This is a genomic window from Streptomyces sp. NPDC005963 (genome assembly GCF_040638655.1).
GTDB lineage: Bacteria > Actinomycetota > Actinomycetes > Streptomycetales > Streptomycetaceae > Streptomyces.
The window spans coordinates 100,831-122,319 of sequence record NZ_JBEXVD010000007.1 but is presented as its reverse complement, the minus strand read 5'-3'; the positions used below and the strand labels follow the sequence as shown (position 1 = coordinate 122,319).

The following is a 21,489-nucleotide window of genomic DNA, read 5'->3' as shown; positions in this document are numbered from 1 at the left end:
GATTACCGGTGCGGGCCCTGGAACCCCGCCCGACGAGTGAGGGCCTACGCCGGAGCGTGCCGCGCCATGTCGCCTGTGTGATGGACGGCAACGGCCGATGGGCGGCACAGAGGTCCCTACCGCGCACTTCGGGTCACCGTGCCGCGGAGACAACGGTGATCGACGTCATCGAAGCGGCCCGCTCGACCGGGGTGGAGTGGTTGAGCCTCTACGCCTTCTCGACCGAGAACTGGCGACGCCCGAGCGGCGAGGTCGACTTCCTGATGCATCTGGTGCGCCGCGTGGTGCGCAAGCATGCACCGCTGTTGCACGCCCGGGGGATTCGCTGCCGGTTCCTCGGTGTGTCGGACTCGAAGGTCCCGGCGCCCCTGGCCCAGGACTTCGCCGACCTGATGACGTTGACCGAGGCCAACCGGGGCATGACGTTGACCGTTGCGTTCGATCACGGCGGGCGCAGCGACATCGTCGAGGCGGCGCGGTCGCTCATCCGCAGCGGAACACCGGCCGATGGGGTCACCGAGGAGACCTTCGCCGCCCATCTTCCCTTCCCCGACACGCCCGATGTGGATCTCGTCATCCGCACCTCCGGTGAGCAGCGCATCTCCAACTTCATGTTGTGGCAGGTCGCTTATGCCGAGTGGGTCTTCCCTCCCGTTCTCTGGCCCGACTTCCGTGCGGCGCACTTCGTGGAGTGCCTGCACACCTACCAACAGCGCGACCGCCGCTTCGGTGGCGTCACCCCGGCCGTGAATGGAGCCCATCGACCGTGACCAGCACCAACGCTTCCCAGGCCGACAGCTACCCGGGGCCCGGGGAGCGCACCCCGCACGCCGATCCCCTCTTCGGCCCGGGATCGCAGTTCCACGAGTTCTTCAACGATCCGCGCTGGGCGCTTGCGGTGATCCGGGCCACCGTGCTGGAGGCCGCGCACCCCCAGATCGGTGCCGCGCTGATCGACAACTCCACGTTCGTGGCCCATCCGTGGCGACGGCTACAGAACACCTTCCTGAGCCTCCAACGTATGTTCGGCGCCGATGACGAGGTGCGACAGCGCGAGGCGGCACGGCTGAACCGACTCCACTCGCGCCTGAACGGCACCGACGCACGCAACCATCCGTACGACGCGATGGACCCCGAAGTGCGCGCCTGGGTGGTGGCGACCCTGTTCGAAAGCACCGTCACCATGTGCCGGCTCAGCGGCCAGCCCCTTGAGCAGCACACGATGGAGCGTCTGTACGCGGAGTTCCAAGCGTTCCTGGCCGCCTTGGGCGACCAGGCCGGCCATCTGCCGCCGACGCTGAACGAGTTCTGGCGGTACTACGACCGCGTGGTCGAAGAGGAACTGGAGAACACCGAGGCGCTGCGGATCATCCTCTACAAGCTGTTCGACCATCTGCCCGCACCGGCGTTGCTCGACGGATTGCCCACCGTCTGGGCGGCGGGTCGGGCGCTCGCGGGGCCGGTCATCGGCGCCATCACCGTGGCGTCCCTGCCGGAACCCTTCCGCCGCCGGGCGGGACTGCCGGAGATCCCCGGTGCGCAGACGCTGACCCAGACCGCCTATCTGGCCGCCGGCCTCGTGCGCTTCGTACCCGGTGGTTGGATCAACGCCGAGGGAGTGGCCAGCCTGCTGGCACTCTCCCCCGAGAGCGACGACCCGCGCGCCCGTACCGTCATGGCGGTACGGGATGGAATCAAGCGGGCGGGCGCCCTGCTCAGACTGATCACTCCGCTGCCCGCAGAGCCGGAGCCCACCACTGCCACCGGGTCCCAGCGCAGCGCCGAGGAGTTCTTCCGTACCGTGCTGGACCAGACCGGTGACGGCTCCTTGGACTGGCCCGACCTCGCAGCCATGGCGCGTGAGCTCGCCGGCCGTCTCGACCTGGACGAACCCGCGGAGACCAGGCTGTATGCCGCCTACGCGGAGTGGTGGAAGGAACTGCAACAGGCCCTCGACAGCGACGGTGACGGCCGCATCAGCGCCGAGGAGTACGCCGCGGCCGTACCGACCCTCGCGGGACCCGCACTGATCAAGGTCGCGGACGTGCTCTTCGACGCCACCGACGCCGACGGCAACCAGTCCATCGACGCGGACGAGTACCGGACCCTGTTCCGTACCGGTTTCCAACGCGACCTGGCCGACACCGGCGGTACGTACTCCAGGAGTGCGTTCGTCAAGGAGTTCCTGTCGTTCATGTCGGGCCGCCAACGCTCCACGGCATTCGATCCGCTGCTGGCGCAGGCGTGATGCGTGTGTAGCCGGTTTCCCTCCCTGCCTCCAGCGGCATCCGTGTACTCGCCGAAAGCGTCCAGCCCTGACGACGCTGCGCCCGTCCGGTCCACCACTCTTGGCGATCCCGTTTACCCGCCGCCACCGCGTGGTACGGGTGGGCGCCTGGGGCCCGGATCGTACGGGTGGGTCCTCGTCACCGGTCGGAGGCGCCAGGGCATGAGCGGGAACGGGCAGGGGCAGGCGGCACCCACCATCACCACGAAGGTGCCGGCGCGGCTCGATCGGCTGCCCTGGTCCCGATGGCACTGGATGATCGTCGTCGGCCTGGGGACCGTATGGATCCTGGACGGTCTCGAAGCGACCGTGGTCGGCGCCATCGCCGGTCGGATCTCGGAGGACGGCAGCGGACTCGCGATCTCGGATGCTCAGATCACCGGGGTCGCCGCGGCGCTCTATGTGGCCGGGGCCTGCTCCGGGGCCCTGTTCTTCGGCCGGCTCACCGACCACTACGGCCGCAAGAAGCTGTTCCTCATCACCCTGTCGGTGTATCTCGCGGCCACGGCACTGACCGCCGTCTCCTTCTCCGCCTGGTGGTTCTTCCTCTTCCGCTTCCTCACCGGCTTCGGCATCGGCGGGGAGTACGCGGCGATCAACTCCGCCATCGACGAGTTGATCCCCAGCAAGTACCGGGGCCGGGTGGACCTGATCATCAACGGCAGCTACTGGCTGGGCGCCATGGGCGGTGCGCTCCTGTCCGTCCTCGCGCTCAACACCGACCTGTTCCCGAAGGACGTCGGCTGGCGGCTCACGTTCGCCCTCGGCGTCGTACTCGGACTGGTGATCCTGCTGGTCCGACGCCATGTCCCGGAGAGCCCGCGCTGGATGCTGATCCACGGGCGGGCCGACGACGCCGAGCGTCTCGTCGACGCGGTGGAACGCGAGGTCGAGAAGGACATCGGGCGGCCCCTGCCGGACGTCAAGGGGCAGATGACCGTCCACCAGCGCGGCACCATCGGCTTCGGGGAGATCGCTCGAACGGTCTTCCGGGTCTACCCGCGACGGGCCACGCTCGGGTTCTCGCTCTTCATCGGGCAGGCGTTCCTCTACAACGCCATCACCTTCGGCTTCGGAACCATCCTGGTCACGTTCTTCGACGTGCCCACCGGGTCCACCGGCTACTACTTCGCCGTCATCGCCGCGGGCAACTTCCTCGGACCGCTCCTGCTCGGACGCCTCTTCGACACCTGGGGCCGGCGCCCGATGATCGCAGGTACGTACATCCTGTCCGGGCTGCTGCTCTTCGGGACCGCCGCCCTCTTCGGCGCCGGAGTCCTCACCGCGACCACCATGGCCCTCTGCTGGTGCGTGGTCCTCTTCTTCGCGTCCGCCGGAGCGAGTTCGGCATATCTGACCGTCAGCGAGATCTTTCCCATGGAGACCAGGGCGATGTCGATCGCCTTCTTCTACGCGATGGGCACCGCAGCCGGTGGCATCTCCGGGCCCCTGGTCTTCGCCGGACTCACCAGCAGCGGCGTCGTACCGGACGCTGTGCTCGCCTTCTGCATCGGAGCGGCACTGATGGTCGCCGCCGGGCTGGTCGCCGTCTTCTTCGCCGTCGCCGCCGAGGGCCGCTCACTGGAGGACATCGCCACACCGCTCTCCGTACGACCGTCCGGTGCCGAGGACGGCACCGGACGGGAACCGACCACTCCGGCGGTCTGACGGCCCGGGTCCTCGCGGTACGAGGTCGGGTGGCCCGTCGGCAGCGGGCGGGAGGTAGGGCTACGGCTTGAAGGTGTCCTTGGCCTTCTCCTTGGCCGCGCGGGCGTGGCCTTCGGACTCCTTGGCCCGGCCCTTCGCCGCCAGGCGCTCATTGCCCACGGCGCGGCCGGCTTCCTTCTCGACCTTGCCCTTGACCTGCTGAGCCTTCGCCTTTGCCTTCTCGTCCTTCGCCATGATGATTCCTTCCGTCTTGTTATGGATTTTCCATCCATGAACCATTACACGGTGATTTGTGGAGACTGTCTTGCTGGGCTACTGCCCACAGCTCAGCGCCGTATGGCTGCGTCCGTGGGAATTTTTTTGCGATGTCAGGGCGGTGATCTCTGCCTTTCCGGGCGGATACCCGTGCTGTGTCCCCTCACGCCACCTCCACACGGCCCCGCACCTGGCCGCTTTGGTCGGCCGACGCCCGGTCGGCCCCTGTCGGGGTTGGACGGCCGGCAGACGGGTTACCCGTACGAAGGAAACCCCGCCCGGAGGAACTCCTTCCGGGCCTTGGGCGGGGCACACCACGACGACGAGGAGAACGCGCCATGCCGCGAGGATCGAGCCCCAAGAGGGAACGTCAGTACGAACATGTCAAGGAGTCCGCGGAGGAACGCGGGGAGTCGCCGAAACGGGCGAAGGAGATCGCCGCGCGCACCGTCAACAAGGAGCGTGCTCGCGTCGGTGAGTCCAAGACCGCGAGCAGGACTTCGCTGCGTGACCCGAAGTCCGCCTCGCAACGGGGTGGCCAGCGGTCACACTCGGGTGCTCAAGGCCCGACGAGGGACCAGCTCTACGAGGAGGCGAAGAAGCGCAACATCGATGGGCGTTCAACGATGAACAAGCAGGAGCTCAAGCGGGCCCTCGGGCGGTCGTAGCCCCACCTTGAGTGGGTCAGCGGCCCAGGGCTGCGGCGAAGGAGCTGACGATGGTGGTCGCGGCAAAGGCGACCATGATGGTCCGTTGCCCGCGTGCGGCGGGGATCGGGCGAAACGGTTGCAGGGGGCGGCGGGCTGCGGATGCTCCGGATGCGTGCGCTGGCGGAGTGTCGCCGGCCGTTCGTCGTGCGATGCGGGACCGATTGATACCGCTCCAGCGGCCGGTGGACCGGACTGGGAATCGGGCGGGGGATCGGACGGGGTCGGGAGCGACCGAGTGGGCGCCCGGTCTTCGGCCGTGGCGCTGGTGCGGACATGCCGGGGGACAGAGGGCGTTCGCACGCAGCAGTCCGCTGTCGGTGAGTTGGAGAAGGCGGTCGACCATGGGGGAGGGGCGGCCGGTCAGGGCCAGACGTGTTCCCGAGGCGGTGGCGGTGCCGTGCGCGCGGTGCAGGACGGACAGCCCCGCGCAATCCATGAGGGTCACCCGGGTGAGGTCGACGAGGATGGCGGCAGGGCGGCACGCCAGGCACAGTCGGAGTGCAGCGTCGAGTTGTGCGCCGTTGTCGAGGTCGACCTCACCGGCCAGTTGCATGACCGCCACTTCCCTACCGGTCCGAGGGGAGCGGGTGAAGTGGGTCCGGTGCGAGAACGTCGTCCGGGGTGTGGTCATGGGCCCGGTCCCCCTTCCGGAGGGCCAGGCGGCCCTCCCGGAGGACCGGGCGTCGGCCCACTGTCACGCAGAGTGCAACTGCCACCCTGACTCCCGCTGCCGCTGCCGCTGCCGCGTTGACGCACGGACGGCCCCCGCGCGCCCGGCGCAACCACAGCGCCGAAGGCGAACCGCTCGGTAAGTGGCCAGGGGAGACTGTCGTGTTGGGTTGGCCGCTGGACTGCTGTCTTCGTCGGCATACCGCTACGCCTGCCCGCACCGACTGCTTTCAACCGGCGCCGCAGCCCCGACGGCCGCCGACCGCAGAGAGCCTCTCCTCGGCCTTGCGGGTGCTGACTCGATGCCCGCCCTAATCGCGGCGATGGGGGTCGGTGGGGGTGTCCGGCGGCTGCCAGGAGTCGGATCGCGGCTGGGGGCCCTGGGGCGGCTTGGGCTTCCGGGCGGCGCGTCGGCTGCCGACCCAGAAGGCCACCACCAGCCCGACGACGAGAACGACACCGACGGCGATCAGAAACAGCGACGCCGAACTCCCGGCGGCGAGGACGAAGGACGGGACTTGTTCGGTCATGGGACGCGTCTACCTCGACAGGAGCGAACCACACCCGTGACACCCCACCGATGGTGTGGTCTTCCACTCGTGTGGCCCCGGTGATCCGCCGCACAAGAGGGATTCTCAGCCTCGATCAAGCTCCGACACTCACGCCGCGACACCTCGTTCGGTTGGCCGAAGGGCCGTCGACGCCCTGTCGGCCCCGGCCGCCGATGAGAGCACATGGCCCGGGAACGTGTGTACGCCAGGGGTTCGGGAAGGCGCAGTTCCACACCCGCGCTCGAAGGGAGACTGGCCGCGATGACGAGCGTCCTATCCGCACCGCACCGTGACAGCACCGCGTACGAGCAGACGACCGGCCGTACCGGGCTGGGCGATCTCCCGCGGGTCGCCGACCCCGCCCGGATCGCTCCCAGGGACGCGAAGGACCTGTCCAAGGTCTTCTTCGATCGCCTCCAGGAGCTGGAGGAGGGAACGGCGGAGTACCAGTACGCCCGCAACACCCTGATCGAGATGAACCTCTCCCTGGTGCGCTTTGCCGCCGGTCGGTTCCGCAACCGCGGCAGTGGGGAGATGGAGGACATCGTTCAGGTCGGTACCGTCGGCCTGATCAAGGCCATCGACCGGTTCGACCTGACTCGCGAGGTGCAGTTCACCACGTTCGCCATCCCCTACATCGTCGGGGAGATCAAGCGGTACTTCCGCGACTCCTCCTGGGCGGTCCACGTACCGCGCCGCCTCCAGGAGTTGCGTACCGAACTGGCCAAGGCGCGCGACGACCTCGCCGGCGTACTGGATCGCGACCCGAGCGTCCAGGAACTGGCCGGGTTCCTCGATCTGAGCGACGATGAGGTCATCGAGGGCATGGTGGCGTCCAACGGGTACACCGCGGGCTCCCTCGACCTGCCGATGGCCGACTCCGAAGACGGCCAGGCTCAGAGCGGGCCCTCGTACGGAGACGTCCTCGGCGACGTAGACCCGGCGATGGAGCTCGTGGAGGACTTCCGTAGTCTCGCGCCCCTCCTGGCGGAACTGGACGACCGCGAGCGCCGCATACTGGAGATGCGCTTCGGCCGGGAGATGACACAGGCGGCCATCGGCGATGAACTGAACCTGTCCCAGATGCATGTGTCCCGGCTGCTGAACCGCACGCTCGGGCGACTCCGCGAGGGAATGCTCACCGAGCGCTGAAGCCCGCTCCCGTATCGCACCCGGCCAGCATCTGACGCATCGTCAAGGCAGTGGTGGCATGTAACTGATATGTCGTCAGGGATGCTGTGTATGGGCCGGATGTCCGTGGGTGCGGCGGGCTTCCTTCATCTCGGCTTCGTACACGTGCTGTCGGCCGTCCAGGAGTTCGCTGCGGATCTGGTTCTCGATCTCGGTGAAGGGCCGGTAGTAGTGGGTGTTGTACGCCTCGACGATCTGGAAGGTCCAGTGGCCCGGGATGACGTTGCGGCCGATGATCTCGCGTTCCAGCAGGTCGGCCTGGGCATCGTGACCCGCGGCGCGCAACTGTTCCAGTGCCTCGTCCAATTTGAGGTCCGCGCCCCCGGTCAACTGGTGGAAGGCGTAGAGGCTGCCGCGGGCCCGTTCCACGGTCTCCAGGGCCTCCGAGAGGGTACCCAACGCTTCGACGGTGGTATCACTCGCGCCTTCGGGTCGACGGTGTGACGGGCCGGTCCGCCCATCACCGGAGTGGTTGTCGTTCACGGTCCTCCTGAACACGGTTGCGTACGTTCCGTACGGTTGCGAGCGGGGTGGGCGGGTCAACCGGTCAGGGCAGGGGCGTGCCTCCGGTGGCGTTGACGATCTCGCCGGTGATGTAGCTGGCCTGGGGCGAGGCGAGGAACACATAGGCAGGTGCCATCTCGGCGGGCTGTGCGGGGCGGCCGAGGGGTGACTGTTTGCCGAACTCGGTGGTGTCGGGCATCGTCGCGGGGATCAGGGGCGTCCAGACGGGGCCGGGGGCGACCGCGTTCACACGGATCCCATCCTGGGCGAGCATCTGGGCGAGCCCCTGGGTGAAGTTGACGATCGCGCCCTTGGTCATCGCGTAGTCGAGCAGGTGCGGACTGGGTTTGTACCCCTGCACGGACGCGGTGTTGATGATGCTGGCCCCGGCCGACATATGAGGGATGGCCAGCTTGGACAGCCAGAACATGCCGTAGAGATTGGTGCGCACCACCCGGTCGAACTGTTCGGTGGTGATGTGGGCGATGCCGTCGGGTTGGGACATCTGGTAGGCGGCGTTGTTGACGAGGACGTCGATCCGGCCGAACTCGCTCACCGTACGTTCGATCAGTTGCTGGCACGCTTCTTCGAAGCGGATGTCGCACTCGACGGCGATCGCCGTGCGTCCTGCTTCCTCGACCAGGCGGATCGTCTCGCGGGCTTCGCCCTGCTCCTCGGGGAGATGGGTGAACAGGATGTCAGCGCCCTCGCGTGCGTAGGCGAGGGCGACCGCCCGGCCGATGCCGGAGTCCCCGCCGGTGAGCAGGACCTTGCGGTCCTTCAGAACACCGGAGCCCTGGTAGGAGTCCTCACCGTGGTCCGGTGGCGGGTCCATCGGGCCGGTCCACCCCGGGTGGGCTTGCTCCTGCTGGCGGAACTCCGGCCGGGGATGCTTGGTCACCGGATCGCTGGCCGACTGGTTCTCGGGCGTGTTCTCGGGCATGGGGACCTTCCTTCGATGGGCCGTATCGCTGCGGGCCCGATCGTGCTGTGCTGTGGCTCAGGCGGGCGGGTACGGGGCTTCCCCGAGGAGCTTCGCCAAGTGGACGGCGTTGGCTGCGAGGGTTTGGGTGGTGGCTGCGACGGCCTCGGGGGTCTCGTCGAGGTCCTGGTAGTCGGTGCCCTGTTGGGCTTCGCCGACCCAGTAGGTGACCGCGCCCGGGGCGAGGGAGAAGCCGAGGTCGTTGAGGCCCTGGAAGAGGTCGGCGCTCACCTTGTGGGCACCGTCCTCATTGCCGACGACGGCGACCGCTCCGACCTTCCCGGTGAAGAGTTGTCGTCCCTGGTCGTCGGTCTCCGAGATGTCCGCGTTGAGTCGTTCGAGGACGCGTTGGCAGAGGCTGGAGGGGTGACCGAGCCAGATCGGTGTGGCAAGAAGGACGATGTCCGCGGCCATGACCTTCTCCCACAACCCCGGCCAGGCGTCGCCTTCGCCCATGTCACGGGCGACCCCCGGCCGTACGTGGTGGTCTGCCACTCGCACCGTCTCGCCCGGGACACCGAGGGCGGCGAGTTCCGCCATCACCTGCTCGGCGAGGTGATGGCTGCTGGAACGGTCGGGCGAGGGGGTGAGCGTACAGACGAGTGCCAGGGCGCGCGGCATCGAACCTCCGGGTCGGTGAGTGGGGATGGACGTGGGTCGGGTGTCAGGGAGTGAGCAGGGTCTTGACCATGCCGTCCTGCTTGTTCTGGAAGGTCCTGTACGCCTGCGGACCCTCTTCGAGGGGGAGCCGGTGGGTGGCGAAGCCGTCCACGCCCAGTGGATCGGCGTCGTCGAGCAGCGGAAGGATGTCGTCGACCCAGTGCTTGACGTTGGCCTGGCCCATGCGCAGTTGGATCTGTTTGTCGAAGAGGGTCAGCATCGGTACGGGGTCGATGGCGCCGCCGTAGACGCCGACGACGGAGATAGTGCCACCGCGACGTACCGCGTCGACGGCCAGTTGGAACGCGACCATGCTGTCCAGCCCGGCGTGCTCCATCACCTTCGCCCCGACGGCGTCCGGGAGCAGACCCGCGAACCGCTGGGCCGTCCTGGCGACGTGTCCACCATGTGCTTCCATGCCGACGGCTTCGATGACCGCGTCGGTGCCGCGCCCGTGGGTGAGCCTGCGGATCTCTTCGGCGAGGTCCTTGCCGTGTTCGCCCAGGTCCAGGGAGTGGACGCCGTTCGCGCGGGCGCGGGCCAGCCGCTCGGGTACGAGGTCGACGCCGATGACCAGGCCCGCGCCCTGGTGGAGGGCGATGCGGGTGGCCATGTCGCCGATCGGGCCCAGTCCGATGACGGTGACGCTGCCACCCGGCGGAATGTCGGCGTACTGCACGGACTGCCAGGCGGTGGGCAGCACGTCGGACAGATAGACGAACCGGTCGTCCGGCGGTCCGTGCGGCACCTTGACGGGCAGGGTGTTTCCGAACGGGACGCGAAGGTACTCCGCCTGCCCGCCGGGCACCTGGCCGTAGAGCTTGGAGAATCCGAACAGGGAGGCGCCCGTGCCGTACTCGGTGACCTGCGTGGTCTCACACTGCGAGTGCAGGCCCTGCCCGCACATCCAGCACGTACCGCAGGAGACGTTGAACGGGACCACCACCCGGTCCCCGACCGAGAGGGCGGTGACCTCGGGCCCGATCTCCTCCACGATCCCCATCGGTTCGTGGCCGAGGACGTCCCCCTCGTCCAGATAGGGGCCGAGGACCTCGTACAGATGGAGATCCGATCCGCAGATCCCGGACGAGGTGATCTTCACGATGATGTCGGTGGGGTCCTGGATCTCTGGGTCCGGGACCGTGTCGACTCGTACATCGCGCTTTCCGTGCCAGGTCAGAGCCCTCATGGTGCCTCCTTGTCGGATTCCCGCGGTTCCCGGCTCCTCGGGGCCACGTTCCCCGCCCTTCCATACCGGCAAACCTCAATAAATATGGTCAAAGAGGTGACTAACACACGGTGGGGAAGGTGTATCTGTGTGCATGTGCGTGCATTCCGTTGCAGGATGCATGGGCTTGCGCGGTACGGGCGCTGACTCAGGCGGTACCGCGCCAGGCGCCGGTTTCGGCGCCGCGTGCCTCGATGAACTCCTTGAAGTTCTTCAGGTCGCCCTTGGCCTGACGGCGGACGAAGCCGAGCTTGTCGGCGACGGTGTCCGCGATGCCCCGGGGGTCGTGATCGAGTTGGAGCATGACCTTCGTGTGCCTGTCATCGAGGCGGTGGAAGGTGACGACCCCGGCCTGGCGGACCTCGCCCGCCACCGTGGTCCAGGCGACCCGCTCGTCGGGGATCTGCTCGGTGATCTCCGCGTCGAACTCGCGACCCACCCCGTCGACCTTGGTCACCCAGTGCGTCAGTGTCGACGTCCGCTGCTCGATGCGCTCGACACCGTCCATGAACTGCGGGAACTCCTCGAACTGGGTCCACTGGTTGTAGGCGGTACGGACCGGCACAGCAACCTCTACGGACTCTTCGATCTTCGACATGCCCACTCCTTCTGTCATCGCACTCTGTCGCTGAACCCTGCTGTTGCGTTTTCCTGTCGCGCTTCGCTGAAGAGCTCTGCTGTCGAACGGGTGAGATCAGCGGGTACCCGCGTTGTTCCGTCTGACACGGCACGAGCTGACATGGCACGAGCTGATGCGGGCGCATCGAGGGGTGTACGGGTCCATCGACGGTGTGCGGGTCCATCGAGGGTGTGGTGGGCCGTTTGTGAGGAGCCCGGAGGCCGGCCTCTGCGGGGTGCCCCTGTTGTGCTGCGGTGAGAACGGGTGAACTCTGGGAGCAGGGGGTCGTGCTCCATGATCGGAGACACCATGATCATTCTCGGGCTCATACTCCTGGTCATCGGCCTGGTGGCAGGCATAGGCGTCCTGTGGACCATCGGAATCATCCTGTTGGCCATCGGTGTGGTGCTCTGGGCGTTGGGAGCCCTGGGGCACGCAGTCGGAGGCCGGCGGCACTATTGGTGACCAGAACGCCGTCCCCCGCCGGACCCGCTGTCACCGTCCGGGCAGGATTCGATCCTTCCCTGTGCCCGGTGAAGCCGCTGCCCAACGCTCGGGCGACACCCGGCGGGCCCGCGCGGGGCAATCGTGGAACCCCGTCCCCTCGTGTGAGAGCCGTTTCGCAGGGCAGGCGGACGGGTGACGCATTGGACGGGTGTGCCGCATGAGGCTCGCCCGCGGAGCGCCCCCTACACCGCACCGCCCGACGGGTGCGTCCGGTGTCAGACGCGGGGCGCAGGCTGCGAGGTGTAGGCGTGCTCGGTGTGACGACGCAGATTCAGAGCAGAGACGGCCGGACACTGGCCCCCTGGACGGTGTATACGCCGCAGGAGGACACACTGCTGCTGGCCCAGGCATTGGAACGGGAGCGCATGGCGGCGGGTGCTGCGGTCCTCGATGTGGGAACCGGTGCCGGGGCGCTCGCCCTGGCCGCGGCTCGCCGAGGTGCACGCGTCACCGCCGTCGATACGACCTATCGGGCCGTCCTCACCACGCGGCTCAACGCCCGGCTCGCCCGCCTGCCCGTCGAGGTCCTCCACGGCGACCTGTTCACCCCGGTCACCGGCCGTCGGTTCGATCTGATCGTCAGCAACCCTCCCTACGTCCCCACTCACCGGACCGTTCCGCGCCGCCACAGCGCCTCAGTGGCCTGGGACGCCGGCGCTGACGGAAGGCTGTTGCTCAACCGGATCTGCCGCAGCGCGCACATGTCACTGCGCCCCGGTGGCGTACTGCTGATGGTGCACTCCGCCCTGTGCGGCATCCCACCGACACTCGCAGGACTGGAACGGTCGGGTCTGCGGGCCAGTGTGACCGACCGACGTCATGTGCCGTTCGGTCCTGTACTCCGTTCCCGCCTCGCCTGGCTGCGGCATCGGGGGCTCATCGAGGCCGGCGACGAGAAGGAAGAGTTGGTGATCATCCGTGCCGAACGGACCCACTGACCAGCAGCTTGGGAAGGAAGCCGTGAAACAACCGGTTCCGGATGGATCCGGTTGGCGCCCGCCCCGCGTCACACTGACGAAGGACGGGCCGCTCCTGGTCGAGGGACCGGTGGAGGTCGTCCTCGACGACGGGACCACCGCAGTGTCGGACCGCTTCACCGTTGCACTCTGCGTCTGCCGCCGCAGCCGGTCCTTCCCCTGGTGCGACACCAGCCACCGCCGCCGGGAGAAGAGGCGGACCGCATGACCGCCCCCGCAACGCACACCACCGCCACAGCCACAGCCGCCGCACTGCCACAGAGCAGGGGAGAGCTGTCCCACACCGTCTTGCAGGCACTGGCCCGTCCGGCCGGGGCGGCCCTGCCCGAGGAGTTGGACACCGCGGGCGCGGACCCGTATGGCGATGATCTGCAACTGGCCCTCCACCTCTGCTACGAACAGCACTACCGCGGTTTCGCAGGCGTCGACTCCGGATGGGAGTGGGAGCCCGGTCTCCTACGACTGCGGGCCGCGCTGGAGCACCGCTTCCTGAGCGCGCTCCGCGCCGACGTCGGGCCGCCGAGGAGTTCCGGGGAGGCTCTCGCGGAGATCCTCGTCGAACCCGCAGACCCCGGGGACGGCGGTGGCCCCTCCCATTTCCTCAAGGAGCAGGGGGAGTTGTGGCACTTCCGTGAGTACGCGGCCCATCGCTCCCTCTACCACCTGAAGGAGGCCGACCCACATGTGTGGGTCATTCCGCGGCTGACGGGCCGGGCGAAGGCCGCGATGGTGGCGGTGGAGTACGACGAGTTCGGTGCCGGCCGGGCCGAACGCATCCACGCCCGCCTCTTCGCCGATCTGATGGCGGACCTCGGCCTGAGCACCGCCTACGGGAGGTACGTCGACGCAGCCGCCGCCGACATGCTGACCGTCGTCAATCTGATGTCCCTGTTCGGACTGCACCGTGCCCTGCGCGGAGCACTGGTGGGGCACTTCGCGGCGGTGGAGATCACCTCATCGCCCGGCTCACGGCGTCTCGCCCACGGCCTCCAGCGCGTCGGCGCGGGCCCCGCAGCCGTCCACTTCTACGCCGAACACGTCGAAGCCGACGCGGTCCACGAGCAGATCGTCCGCCGGGACGTCATCGGCGGCCTCCTCGAATCCGAACCCTCCCTCGATCAGGACATCGCCTTCGGCATCGACGCCACCGAATGGACCGAATCCCGCCTCGGCGCACATCTCCTCACCGCCTGGCGCGACGGCCGCACCTCACTGCGCACCCCGCTGTGAAGCACCCCCGTCCTCTCCGCCGTGGTGACCGTCCGCCGCGCGCTGGTACCTGAACAACCACTGATCAGAGCCGTTCCGCGGCCGGCCCCGTGACCGTACCGTATGCACCGAACGGCGAGTTGCCTCCGCAGCCCGCAGCCCGCAGCCCGCAGCCCGCAGCCCGCAGCCCGCAGCCCGCAGGCCAACTCCCCGGCGTGAGTGGGGCGGTGGCGGTGCCGCTCCTGGATCTAACTCGAAGCCACTCCACGGCGACGACGACATGAATTCCTTTGACTCATGTCGTCGTCGTCCCCATGCTCGAAGCACCGGGGCGACCGTGGTGGAGTCCCCTCCCGTACCCCGGCCTGGAGGCGGCAAGAGTGGATCTCGCGCAGTTACGTGACCGATTCCCCGTCCGCGAACCCGTCACATGGCTTTTCAGACTCAACTGCGCAGCTAGAGCAGTCAGGTTCGGATCCGCTCCCGAGTTCGGATTCGGGCCTGGTTTTCACGGACTCCACATCGGCGACTCCGTCTCATGCTCCTGTCCATCCTCGAATCCCTCCCCGGCGCGACCGCTTGAGCTGTCGGCCGGGTCGAGTCAGTTCTCCACCTCCCGAGGATAGGAACGCTCCTGGTGGTGCACACCGTCGAAAAGATTCAGTTGCCCGAGCAACTCTGGTCCCGGAACTTCACGCTCCTCTTTGCCGCGCGGACCGTGTCCGTGCTCGGCGATCACATGCTCATACCCACCACGATCACGGTGGCGGTGCTCCAGGCCGGGTACGGCGTGATCGGCGTGGGGTACGCACTCGCCGCCCACACTGCACCGTTCGCGCTCTTCGTGATCTTCGGCGGAGTCCTCGTCGACCGGTTCACGCCCGTGCGGGTCATGATCGTCGCGGATCTGGCCCGGCTGGTCCTACACGTAGCCCTCGCCGCTTCCTTCGCCCTGGGCAAACCCAGTCTCTGGCTGATCGTCACGCTCCTCGCCCTGGGCGGGATCGGTACGGCCGCCTTTCAACCCGGTTATGTGAGCGTCATTCCACGGACCGCCCGTGACGTCCAGAAGGCCAACGCCGCGATTCGTGTCGCCGAGTCGCTCATGACGGTGGCCGGACCCGCCCTCGCCGGGCTGCTCCTCGCCTTCTCGTCCGTCGCCGTCGTCCTGTTCATCGATGCCGCGACCTTCGGCATCAGCGCCGCCTGTCTGCTCGCACTCCGTCTGAAGATTCACCGGTCGACACAGCGCAGCTCCCTCCGTCGCGACCTTGTGCAGGGGTGGCGGGAGTTCTCCTCGCGCACCTGGCTCTGGGGCGTCATCGTGATCTTCATGCTCTACCAGGCGACCGTGAACGGCCCGTTCGTCGTCCTCGGGCAGAGCCTCATCACCCTCGAACACGGCGAAAGCGCGCTCGGCTTCATCATGTCGATGTTCGGCCTCGGGAGCGTTCTGGGCGGGCTCGTCGCCGTACGTCTCAGACCGCTCCACCCCTTGCGGGCCGGCGCCATCGCCATGGCCGGCACGGTCTTCGGCATCCTCGCGGTGGCCCTGCGGCTCTCCCCGCCGATGCTCGCCCTCGGTTACGCCCTGTGGGGTGTGGGTGCGGCGTTCTGGCTGGTCATGTTCCATTCGAGCGTGCAGACCAAGATCGCTCCCGACATACTCGGCAGGGTGCACGCCTACGACGTCGCGGGATCGGTCATCATGCGGCCGGTGGGACAGATCGCGGCCGGACCCGCAGCGCTCTGGGTCGGTGCGGTGCCCGTGTTGTTCTTCTCCTCGGGAATGCTCGTGGTCACCGTCCTGCTGCTGCTCGCCGTTCCGGCGATACGCAATCTGCGCAGGACCGAGTGAGCGGCACCCACGCGGATCCATCCGAGCGAGGTCATCGGTCCGGGACCACCGTCAACTGCATCATCCCGCCCCTCGGAAACCCCTCGTCACATATGGAGATTTGGTGAACGACCCAACCGCGACCGCGGTCTGACCATCATCCCGGCCGAACCCGTCACCGCTTGGAAGTGACGGTTCGTGACCGAGGAGGTCCGCACACCCCATGAGGCTCCCCCGCCGTCGTCACGCGAACCGCACCGGAACCCCGAACCGCACGAGAGGCCCGGAACAGGCCGGGATCTCGGAACGCGGCGGCAGCCCGCAACGGCCGGAGGGCTCTAAGCACAGGCGCCGTCCATCGGGCCTCCTTCCATCGGGCCTCCTTCCATCGGGCAGGGCCGACAGCCCGAGGAAGGCCGCCCGGACCGGCCGGCGCCTCCGCATCGACTTCCCCAGAAGCGGTCTACGGGGTTGGCGGCGCTGGACGCCCTCCTGGAAACTGACCTCCGGCCTGTTCCTGCTCTTAACCGGCACCCTCGCCGGCCTCTTCACGATCATCTACGTACAGGTGGAGATCCCGAACGCGCATGACTCCGCCCGCCGGCAGGCCACCGTCTACTACTGGGCGGACGGGAGTCGAATGGTGAGCGTGGGGGATGTGAACCGGCAGGACGTCACCCTCTCCCAGGTGCCCGAATCCGTCCAACGGGCCGTCATCGCGGCGGAGAACGCCGACTTCTACAGTGACTCGGGCGTCTCCCTGAAGGGCATCGCCCGCGCAGCCGCCAACATCGTCAGGGGCAAGGAGACCCAGGGCGGCTCCACGATCACCCAGCAATACGTGAAGAACACCTATCTCAGCCAGGACCAGACCGTCCAGCGCAAGGTGAAGGAACTCTTCCTCTCCCTGAAGGTCAGCAATCAGCGCCCCAAGTCCGAGGTGCTTGAGGGCTATCTCAACACCTCGTGGTTCGGCCGTGACGCCTACGGCATCCAAGCCGCCTCCTACGCCTACTACGGCATCCCCGCCAAGGAGTTGAACCCCGCGCAGGGCGCGTTGCTCGCCGCCGTCCTCAAGGGTGCGGAGAGCCTGGACCCGTCACTCAGTCCCGCCAATCGCGAACGGGCGGAGGACCGCTGGAGCTGGATCCTGGACCGGCAGGTCGAAACGGGCACGATGAGCGCCGAGGAACGAGCGAAGTACAAGCAGTTCCCCGAGCCGAAGCCCCCTGTCAAGCCGACCAGCCAGGCCGGGCAGATCGGCTATCTCGTCGACATCGCCAACAAGTACATCAGGAGCCGCAGCTCGCTCACCGACAAGGACCTCGCAGGTGGCGGCTACCGCGTCCACACCACCTTCGAGAAGCCCAAGGTGCGCGCGCTGGCCCAAGCCGTCGAGAAGGTGCGCGCGGACCACCTGGATCCGAGGACGCGCCCGGACGACCACCATGTGCAGGTCGGCGCCGCCTCGGTACGCCCCAAGGACGGGGCGATCGTCGCGGTCTACGGAGGCCCCGACGCGATCAAGCACTTCAGCAACAACGCGGACACCTCGGGTGTCCCTGCCGCATCGACCTTCAAGCCGTTCGTGTACGCAGCCGCCCTTGAGCAGGGGTTCGCCGACAGACAACGCGCCGTCGACGACCTCGGCCCGCACCCCCTGCGGCCCCTGCCGACGGCGGCACCGATCCAGCCCATGAGCCTCTTCTCGTCCCTGGTGACCTCCGACCACACCCCCTTCGTGGAGATCGGCAAGAAGATCGGGCTGAAGAAGGTCAAGGAACTCGCGGTCGCATCGGGACTGCGCGAGGAGAGCATGGCCAAACTGGAACCGACCTTCTCGATCGGCACCTCCACCCCCAGCGCTGTCCGGCTGGCCAGTGCTTACACGACCTTCGTCAACGAGGGCCGGGCCACCGAGCCCTACTCGGTGACCAAGGTCGAGCAGAACGGCATCGCCGTGGGCGGCTTCGACCTGGCCGAAAGCCGAAGGGCGATGAGTTCCGAGGTCGCCTCGATCGTCGGCGCGGCGCTCCGCCAGGTGGGCCGGATCACCGTCGGACAGTCGAAGGCCCGCAAGCCCGCCTTTCCGGCCTGGGCGGGCAAGACGGGCCCGAAGGACCGTATGAAATCGGCCTGGTTCATCGGCGCCACGGATGAACTGAGCACCTCGGTGGCGATGTTCCGCACGAAGCCCGACGTACCGAATCTGCTGCCCATGCAGGGCGTGGGAGGCCCCGATTCCGAGCGGGGCAGCGCCTTCCCGCCGCTGATCTGGGAGGAGTACCAGCAGATGACGGCGTCTTCACCGGCCCCGGCGGACGTCTCCGAGGGCCCATGAGGTCGCTGTCTCGGGTCGTGGTCCGGCGTGGGTCGTTTGCAGGAGCCAGGCCGTGGTCGGGCGTCGGTCGTTTGCAGGAGCCAGATCGGAGCGAGAGGGTGGAGGTGCAGTGAAAGGAGACTCGTCATGGCAACCGGCAAGGGCAAGGCAAAGCAGGTGAAGGGCAAGCTCCAGGAGACGGCAGGGAAGGTCACCGGCGACAAGGGCCAGCAGGCCAAGGGGCGTGGCGAGCAGGTCGCGGGCAAGGCAGAGGAAATGACGGAAAAGGCCCGTCGACAGGGCAAGCACTAGACACTCAACCGGTGACATACGGCCGGTCACGGTGGGTTCGGAGCCGTCGCCGGCCGACGCCGACACGGTCGGACGCCCCTGATCCCTCTCGCGGCCGATGAATCCGTGAACGTACGCCAGGCTGGTTGAGGAACGGTCGGTCCGGGCCAGTACCCGTTTCGGCCGTGCCCGTACGACGCGAGAGGGCGCCCACTGAGTCACGGTGGGCCACGAAGCCCCGCGAAGCGGCCGGGGCGTCCTGGTCTTGGCCGTGGCCAGTGGGCCAGGGCTGCCCCACAACCCCTCCTCTACACGGTCAGCCCCGCAAAAGATGCGAGGCGCGCCACAGTGACAAGACTGGTCACCATGGCGGATCACAGTGGAGTGCGCACCGGCCGTCCTTCTGCGGGGTCGAAGAGAAGGACCGCGCCAGCGAAGGGGCCCGAGCATGCTGCCCGGGCTGCCTGCGAAAGCCTCGAAAGACTGATCGACCACCCCACCGAAGGCGTCTCTGCGGTGAGCCGCTCCGACGACGGTTGGTGCGTCGTCGTGGACGTCCTCGAAGTGGCCCGCATTCCGGACACCACGAGTCTGCTCGCCTCCTACGAAGTCCAACTGGATCAGAGGGGCGATCTCCTGGAGTACCGCCGGGTCCGCCGCTACAGGCGTGGCGCCGCGGACGAGTAGCCCGAGTTGCCCGAGCGGGAAGGAACCATCGTGACCACGACCTACGCCGATGATGTGGCCCCGTGCCCACCACGCGCCGGCACGCTGTACGACGTGCTGGAACTCATCCTCGACCGCGGGATGGTGATCGACGTCTTCGTTCGCGTCTCGCTGGTCGGCATCGAGATCCTCAAGATCGACGCGCGGATCGTCGTGGCCAGCGTGGACACCTACCTGCGTTTCGCCGAGGCGTGCAACCGGCTTGACCTCGAACGCGACTCGGGCAGCACCACCGTCCCCGAACTGCTCCACGGCGGCGCGGCCAAGTCGATCGGCAAGCGCAAGGTGCGCAGGGCGGCGGAGACCGTCGGTGACACCGTGCGCAAGGCAGTGGGCGGCGACGACGACGGTGACGAAGCCGACGACGAAGCCGAGGAGCAGGAGCGGCCGAAGAAGCGACGCGCCCCGGCCCGTAGCAGTGCCGGTCGGCGACGTCGTGCGGACGCGTGATCACATGTCGACCGACGGCATCTCCGTCTACGCGATCGTCCGGGCCGGCACCACACCCCCCAGGGGCGCAACCGGTGTCGGCGGCCCGGCGGTGGCCGTGCGCACGGTGCGTAGTGGACTGGTGGCCGCCGTCGTGAGTGATGCCCCCGCGCGACTGCGGGCCCGGCGCCGGGACCTGCTCGCACACCAGGAACTCCTGATGGGGCTGGCGGAAGACGGCCCGGTCCTGCCCATGCGCTTCGGCGTGATCGCTCCGGACGAGGGAACCCTCCGTGACCAGCTGGCCACCGAGGAGGCGGGCCATCTGGCCACCTTGGACCGGCTGGCGGGTCATCTGGAGATGAACGTGAAGGTCCTGCCGGCTCACGACGCGCTGGGCGCACTGGTCGCCGCGGACACCACCGTACGACGACTGCGAGAAGAAGCCCGCCGTCGCCCGGGCTATGACGCGAGTGTGCGGCTGGGAGAGGCCGTGGTGGCTGCACTGTCCCGTCGGGCGACCGAGGCAGGACGGCGCATGGTGGGTGAACTCACCCCGATGGCGCGCGCGAAGGCAGAGGGGCCCGAGGTCCGGGGGTGCGCCCTCAATGTTTCGTTCCTCGTCGAACGGGCGGCCAGTGAGCGGTTCAGCTCGACGGTCGAGCACTTCGCGAAGACCCATCGAGACCATCTCGAAGTCCGACTCGCGGGCCCGCTGCCCTGCTACAGCTTCGTCGGCGCCCGGACTCCGACGGCACTGATCGGCGGAGGCTGAGGATGGGGCTGATCTCCGGGATCCTTCTCCTCCCCCTCGCACCGGTCCACGGCGTGGTGTGGATCGCGGAACGCCTTCAGGACGCCGCCGAACACGAGTTGCACGACCCCGCCGTGATCCGTGCACAACTGTCCGAACTCAACCGAGAACTCGATGAAGGGTGCATCAGTTGGGAGGAGTTCGAAGCAGAGGAAGAAAGGCTGCTGGACCGACTCCACGGCTGCGCCGAACCGGTCGGTTCACGTCGAGCATCAGAAGGTGACAACCATGGATGACCAGGCCAAGGTGACGCTCGCAGCTGCGCTGGTGGGCGGTTACGTACTGGGCCGGACCAAGAAGGGGCGTCTGGCACTGAGTGTCGCGACCTATCTGGCGGGCCGTCGGTTCGGCCTCGAACCACGTGAGCTGGCCGCTGAGGGCATGAGGAGACTGGGGGAGGTGCCCCAGTTCGCCGAGTTGCAGGACCAGTTGAGGGGCGAAGTCCTCGACGTGGGCCGGCAGGCGGTGACCGCGGCTGCGAATCGCGGCATGAGCTCTCTGGCGGACGCCATCAGCGACCGGACTGCCCGGCTGAGCGAGCAGGCGAACGGAGAGGGCGAGGACGACGGAGACGAAGAGTACGAGGACGAGTACGAAGAAGAGCCCGAAGACGAATACGAAGAGTCCGAAGACGAGGACGTAGACGAGGACGAAGAGCCCGAAGACGAATACGAAGAGTCCGAAGACGAGGACGTAGACGAGGACGAAGAGCCCGAAGACGAGTATGAAGAGGAAGAGCCGCAGGACGAAGAATGGGACGAGGAGGAAGAAGAGGACGAGGCGGAGGAGACACCTGAGCCGCGACGCCGCCGTGGACGCGCGACGCCAGCCAAGAAGCCTGCGGCCAAGAAGTCGGCCCCTGCGAAGAAGTCGGCGGCTAAGAAGTCCACTTCGGCGAGGAAGCCTGCGGCGAAGAAGGCGGCTCCGGCGAAGAAGTCGGCGGCCAGGAAGTCCTCTCCGGCTAAGAAGTCCACTTCGGCGAGGAAGCCTGCGGCGAAGAAGGCGGCTCCGGCGAAGAAGTCGGCGGCCAGGAAGTCCTCTCCGGCTAAGAAGAC

General features: G+C 67.8%; 25 protein-coding genes. 17 read left to right on the top strand and 8 right to left on the bottom strand.

From position 1 onward, the window contains the following. The first annotated feature begins 17 nt into the window (after positions 1-17). The 3 genes from uppS to ABZ348_RS13275 all read left to right on the top strand — a co-directional run bounded on the left by uppS (position 18) and on the right by ABZ348_RS13275 (position 3,955). Positions 18-770 carry a polyprenyl diphosphate synthase gene (uppS, locus tag ABZ348_RS13285; protein WP_358932604.1) on the top strand — a complete coding sequence of 251 codons (753 nt, stop codon included), beginning with the start codon at positions 18-20 and terminating at the stop codon, positions 768-770. After that, the gene (locus ABZ348_RS13280; protein ID WP_358932385.1) at positions 767-2,248 is read left to right on the top strand and encodes an oxygenase MpaB family protein; all 1,482 of its coding nucleotides are present in this window, start codon (positions 767-769) and stop codon (positions 2,246-2,248) included. The genes uppS and ABZ348_RS13280 overlap by 4 nt, the downstream gene beginning before the upstream one ends. 201 nt (positions 2,249-2,449) lie before the next feature. Continuing rightward, on the top strand, positions 2,450-3,955 hold the full coding sequence (locus ABZ348_RS13275; RefSeq protein ID WP_358932383.1) for an MFS transporter: 1,506 nt from the start codon (positions 2,450-2,452) through the stop codon (positions 3,953-3,955). A gap of 60 nt (positions 3,956-4,015) precedes the next feature. Here the strand turns inward: ABZ348_RS13275 and ABZ348_RS13270 are convergent, their stop codons facing one another. Continuing rightward, entirely contained in the window at positions 4,016-4,189 is a 174-nt protein-coding gene (locus ABZ348_RS13270; RefSeq protein ID WP_358932381.1) for a CsbD family protein, read from the bottom strand. Between the two features lie 359 nt (positions 4,190-4,548). Between ABZ348_RS13270 and ABZ348_RS13265 the strand changes: the two genes are divergently transcribed. Then, positions 4,549-4,878, top strand: coding sequence for a plasmid stabilization protein (locus ABZ348_RS13265; protein WP_358932379.1), 330 nt, complete (start codon positions 4,549-4,551; stop codon positions 4,876-4,878). 16 nt (positions 4,879-4,894) lie between these two features. Here ABZ348_RS13265 and ABZ348_RS13260 read toward each other — a convergent pair whose 3' ends face one another. Both ABZ348_RS13260 and ABZ348_RS13255 read right to left on the bottom strand, forming a co-directional pair. Further along, positions 4,895-5,551, bottom strand: coding sequence for an STAS domain-containing protein (locus tag ABZ348_RS13260; RefSeq protein ID WP_358932377.1), 657 nt, complete (start codon positions 5,549-5,551; stop codon positions 4,895-4,897). A 349-nt stretch (positions 5,552-5,900) separates the two neighbouring features. Continuing rightward, positions 5,901-6,119: a DUF6479 family protein gene (locus tag ABZ348_RS13255; RefSeq protein ID WP_358932375.1), complete on the bottom strand. Its 219-nt coding sequence runs from the start codon at positions 6,117-6,119 to the stop codon at positions 5,901-5,903. Between the two features lie 282 nt (positions 6,120-6,401). Between ABZ348_RS13255 and ABZ348_RS13250 the strand changes: the two genes are divergently transcribed. Further along, on the top strand, positions 6,402-7,292 hold the full coding sequence (locus ABZ348_RS13250; RefSeq protein ID WP_358932373.1) for a SigB/SigF/SigG family RNA polymerase sigma factor: 891 nt from the start codon (positions 6,402-6,404) through the stop codon (positions 7,290-7,292). 75 nt (positions 7,293-7,367) lie between these two features. Here the strand turns inward: ABZ348_RS13250 and ABZ348_RS13245 are convergent, their stop codons facing one another. From ABZ348_RS13245 to ABZ348_RS13225, 5 genes are all read right to left on the bottom strand, one after another. Continuing rightward, positions 7,368-7,814, bottom strand: a complete 447-nt coding sequence (locus ABZ348_RS13245) for a hypothetical protein (protein WP_358932371.1) — start codon at positions 7,812-7,814, stop codon at positions 7,368-7,370. A gap of 64 nt (positions 7,815-7,878) precedes the next feature. After that, positions 7,879-8,778 carry an SDR family oxidoreductase gene (locus tag ABZ348_RS13240; RefSeq protein WP_358932369.1) on the bottom strand — a complete coding sequence of 300 codons (900 nt, stop codon included), beginning with the start codon at positions 8,776-8,778 and terminating at the stop codon, positions 7,879-7,881. A gap of 57 nt (positions 8,779-8,835) precedes the next feature. Next, positions 8,836-9,438, bottom strand: coding sequence for an NAD(P)H-dependent oxidoreductase (locus ABZ348_RS13235; RefSeq protein ID WP_358932367.1), 603 nt, complete (start codon positions 9,436-9,438; stop codon positions 8,836-8,838). 43 nt (positions 9,439-9,481) lie between these two features. Further along, on the bottom strand, positions 9,482-10,666 hold the full coding sequence (locus ABZ348_RS13230) for a zinc-dependent alcohol dehydrogenase (RefSeq protein ID WP_358932365.1): 1,185 nt from the start codon (positions 10,664-10,666) through the stop codon (positions 9,482-9,484). Positions 10,667-10,853: 187 nt separating this feature from the next. After that, complete coding sequence (locus tag ABZ348_RS13225; RefSeq protein ID WP_358932363.1) at positions 10,854-11,303, bottom strand: SRPBCC family protein; 450 nt, start codon at positions 11,301-11,303, stop codon at positions 10,854-10,856. Between the two features lie 330 nt (positions 11,304-11,633). On the opposite strand from ABZ348_RS13225, the gene ABZ348_RS13220 reads away from it, so the two are divergent. The 12 genes from ABZ348_RS13220 to ABZ348_RS13165 all read left to right on the top strand — a co-directional run. After that, a complete protein-coding gene (locus ABZ348_RS13220; RefSeq protein ID WP_358932603.1) occupies positions 11,634-11,789 on the top strand; it encodes a DUF6131 family protein in 156 nt (51 codons plus the stop codon). Between the two features lie 299 nt (positions 11,790-12,088). Then, complete coding sequence (locus ABZ348_RS13215) at positions 12,089-12,769, top strand: HemK2/MTQ2 family protein methyltransferase (RefSeq protein ID WP_358932361.1); 681 nt, start codon at positions 12,089-12,091, stop codon at positions 12,767-12,769. Positions 12,770-12,791: 22 nt separating this feature from the next. Next, entirely contained in the window at positions 12,792-13,016 is a 225-nt protein-coding gene (locus ABZ348_RS13210) for a CDGSH iron-sulfur domain-containing protein (protein ID WP_358932359.1), read from the top strand. Further along, positions 13,013-14,038: an iron-containing redox enzyme family protein gene (locus ABZ348_RS13205; protein ID WP_358932357.1), complete on the top strand. Its 1,026-nt coding sequence runs from the start codon at positions 13,013-13,015 to the stop codon at positions 14,036-14,038. Before ABZ348_RS13210 ends, ABZ348_RS13205 begins: the two co-directional genes overlap by 4 nt. A 619-nt stretch (positions 14,039-14,657) precedes the next feature. Next, complete coding sequence (locus ABZ348_RS13200; protein WP_358932355.1) at positions 14,658-15,875, top strand: MFS transporter; 1,218 nt, start codon at positions 14,658-14,660, stop codon at positions 15,873-15,875. A gap of 547 nt (positions 15,876-16,422) precedes the next feature. After that, positions 16,423-18,195: a transglycosylase domain-containing protein gene (locus ABZ348_RS13195; RefSeq protein WP_358932353.1), complete on the top strand. Its 1,773-nt coding sequence runs from the start codon at positions 16,423-16,425 to the stop codon at positions 18,193-18,195. A 126-nt stretch (positions 18,196-18,321) separates the two neighbouring features. Next, complete coding sequence (locus ABZ348_RS13190; protein WP_358932351.1) at positions 18,322-18,486, top strand: CsbD family protein; 165 nt, start codon at positions 18,322-18,324, stop codon at positions 18,484-18,486. A gap of 345 nt (positions 18,487-18,831) precedes the next feature. Continuing rightward, entirely contained in the window at positions 18,832-19,152 is a 321-nt protein-coding gene (locus ABZ348_RS13185) for a gas vesicle protein (protein WP_358932349.1), read from the top strand. 27 nt (positions 19,153-19,179) lie between these two features. Beyond that, positions 19,180-19,641 (top strand): gas vesicle protein GvpJ, encoded by a 462-nt coding sequence (gvpJ, locus tag ABZ348_RS13180; protein ID WP_358932601.1) that lies wholly within the window; start codon positions 19,180-19,182, stop codon positions 19,639-19,641. Between the two features lie 4 nt (positions 19,642-19,645). Beyond that, entirely contained in the window at positions 19,646-20,395 is a 750-nt protein-coding gene (locus ABZ348_RS13175) for a GvpL/GvpF family gas vesicle protein (RefSeq protein ID WP_358932347.1), read from the top strand. Between the two features lie 2 nt (positions 20,396-20,397). Next, positions 20,398-20,670 (top strand): gas vesicle protein GvpG, encoded by a 273-nt coding sequence (locus tag ABZ348_RS13170; RefSeq protein WP_358932345.1) that lies wholly within the window; start codon positions 20,398-20,400, stop codon positions 20,668-20,670. Then, positions 20,663-21,489: histone protein (locus ABZ348_RS13165; protein ID WP_358932343.1), on the top strand; the 827-nt coding region annotated here is incomplete at its 3' end. The genes ABZ348_RS13170 and ABZ348_RS13165, both read left to right, overlap by 8 nt.